5 protein-coding genes are annotated in these 2,237 nt (G+C 54.4%); all 5 read left to right on the forward strand.

The window, feature by feature from the left end:
• On the forward strand, positions 1–309 hold a 309-nt coding region (locus H8S44_RS16020; RefSeq protein ID WP_186997558.1), incomplete at its 5' end, for an RNA polymerase sigma factor.
• Positions 310–412: 103 nt separating this feature from the next.
• Positions 413–865 (forward strand): RNA polymerase subunit sigma-24, encoded by a 453-nt coding sequence (locus H8S44_RS16025; protein WP_186997559.1) that lies wholly within the window; start codon positions 413–415, stop codon positions 863–865.
• Between the two features lie 10 nt (positions 866–875).
• Positions 876–1,337, forward strand: coding sequence for an RNA polymerase sigma factor (locus H8S44_RS16030; protein WP_009296689.1), 462 nt, complete (start codon positions 876–878; stop codon positions 1,335–1,337).
• Between the two features lie 28 nt (positions 1,338–1,365).
• Positions 1,366–1,656 carry a DUF3847 domain-containing protein gene (locus tag H8S44_RS16035; protein WP_186997560.1) on the forward strand — a complete coding sequence of 97 codons (291 nt, stop codon included), beginning with the start codon at positions 1,366–1,368 and terminating at the stop codon, positions 1,654–1,656.
• A 186-nt stretch (positions 1,657–1,842) separates the two neighbouring features.
• A partial coding sequence (locus H8S44_RS16040) for a MobA/MobL family protein (RefSeq protein ID WP_186997561.1) occupies positions 1,843–2,237 on the forward strand: 395 nt, incomplete at its 3' end.

Raw genomic sequence — 2,237 nt, forward strand, 5'->3', positions numbered from 1 at the left:
CATGAACAGCGGCGGCATTGGGATGGCCGGGAGTTTGACGAGTACATCATTACCACCGAGGGTGTAGGGGTCTACGGCGAAACGCCGGAGGAATACCTTTGCCGCATGGAAACGCTGCATGAGCTGATGGCTGTTCTGGACACCTGTACCGAGGCCCAGCGCCGCCGGTTCCTGCTCTATGCGCTTGACGGGCTGAGCCTTGCAGAGATCGGTGTGCTGTGCGGCTGCTCCAAAGTGGCTGTTTATCAAAGTGTGGAGGCGGTCAGAAAAAAATTTATAAATTTCTTTGAGAACAGGCTTAACGAATGACCTGTTTTCTGGCTACCAGGTGAAAGGGATCATTTCCCTTATCTCAGCGAGGGGCGGACAGCGGACGAGCTGCCCGCCTCTCCGATTTTCAGGAGGTAAGCCTATGAAAACAATCAATCTGCGGTGGATGTATCCCCACTACCGGCATGACGAGTTTGTGGATGTTACAGACGAGATATGGACAGCGATGTATCAGGCCCAGCGGGAGATGGAGAACTATGAGCGCCGGAAAGTCTACCACCGCGCCTACTACTCTCTGGACGCATACAGCTGGCTGGAAAATTACGCACTGGAACACAGCAGATCGCCGGAAGATATTTTGCTGGAACGAGAAGAAATGACCACCCGCCTGCACCTGATTGCAGCTCTGCCTGCGGCTCTGGCTCATGCCACTCCGACACAGGCCCGCCGTGTTCACGCCTACTACATTGCCGGTATCAAGCAGCCGGAAATCTCTCGGATAGAGGGCGTCCACAGCAGCAAGGTTAGCGTTGCCATCCGCCGGGGTCTGCGGAATATGCGCCGCTGCTATGATGGCCTTTTCCAAACAGAGTGAGGGCATGCCTATGCAGACCATCAATCTCAAACAATATTATCCATTTTGCAAAGAGGACATTTTTGTGGAGGTGTCCGATGAGATCGTCGAAGCGTTTCTTCTGGACAAGAGAGCCGAGGCCGCCAGAGATCGCAAGATGTTCCGGTATAAGGCGTTTTATTCCCTCGATTGTAACGATGGAATCGAAAATGCCGCCATCGGCTGGGCGCAGCCATCGCCGGAGGACTACCTGATAGAAAAAGAAGAATTAGCCGAATACGAAGAACTGATACGGCGATTGTACGAGGCCATTTCCTCCCTGCCGCCTATGCAGGCTCGTCGTGTCCACGCCCGCTATATGCTGGGTATGAAAGTGAAAGATATTGCCGCAATGGAGGGTATCACGCCATCACAGGCGGGAAAATCCATCCATGCCGCACTGCGGAGGTTGCGCCGGTACTTTGCTCGACAGAAATGGACGGTCAATCTATGAGTATTTCCAAAGAAAAGAGGTGCCTGACATGAACGAAAAAATTACAGCCCACTCCCAAAAAGAAGAACGGGAGAAAGTCCTGAAGGAGATTCGGCAGCTTGAAAACCGAAAGAAGATTTTGGAGAACAAGCAGCGGAACGAAGAACGCAGGGTTCGCACCCGCCGCCTGATTGAGCGCGGAGCCATTTTGGAGGGGATTTTCCCGCTGGCTCCCGACCTTTCTGGCGCGGAGGTCAAAACATTTCTGATTGCCCTGTCTCATCTTCCAGGGGCTGCGGAATTGACTGCAAACCTGCCAAAATCCGGGGACACGCCATAAGTCCCTTGTTTACAAGGGCGCACTTATACACCGTTGCCGGTGCTGTGCGCCCTGCCGGGGGCGTTGCGTACTTCGTCCGCGATGGGAAGCTACGCTCCCCAAACCCCTTGTGCGCTCTGCGCAGCCAGACACCCGCTTTGCGTTTGTCCGGCTCCACAGAGCCTGTTATCCCCTCACTGAAAGGAGGTGTTCCCCATAGATTTCTGTCATATCCCCGTCAGTATCATCAAGCGCAGCGCGGGCCGTTCTGCCGTTGCCGCAGCTGCTTACCGCAGCGGAACCAAGCTGACAAATGAATGGGATGGAATGACCCATGACTACACCCGGAAAGGCGGCATTGTCCATGCGGAGATCATGCTGCCTGACCACGCCCCGCGGTCATTTGCAGACCGTTCTATCCTCTGGAACAGCGTGGAGCAAATCGAGAAAGCAAGAGACAGCCAGCTTGCCCGCGAGATTGAGGCAGCTTTGCCCCGTGAACTGTCCGGCGAACAACAGCTTGCCCTTGTGCGTGCCTATGTGAAGGACAACTTTGTAGACAAAGGAATGTGCGCCGACTTTGCTATCCATGACAAGGGAAC

Source organism: Anaerosacchariphilus hominis (assembly GCF_014290175.1).
GTDB classification, from domain to species: Bacteria; Bacillota; Clostridia; order Lachnospirales; family Lachnospiraceae; genus Laedolimicola; species Laedolimicola hominis.

Coding starts and splice junctions, on each gene's coding strand:
- H8S44_RS16025 (WP_186997559.1), top strand. CDS start 413: ATGAAAACAATCAATCTGCGGTGGATGTATCCCCACTACCGGCATGAC.
- H8S44_RS16030 (WP_009296689.1), top strand. CDS start 876: ATGCAGACCATCAATCTCAAACAATATTATCCATTTTGCAAAGAGGAC.
- H8S44_RS16035 (WP_186997560.1), top strand. CDS start 1,366: ATGAACGAAAAAATTACAGCCCACTCCCAAAAAGAAGAACGGGAGAAA.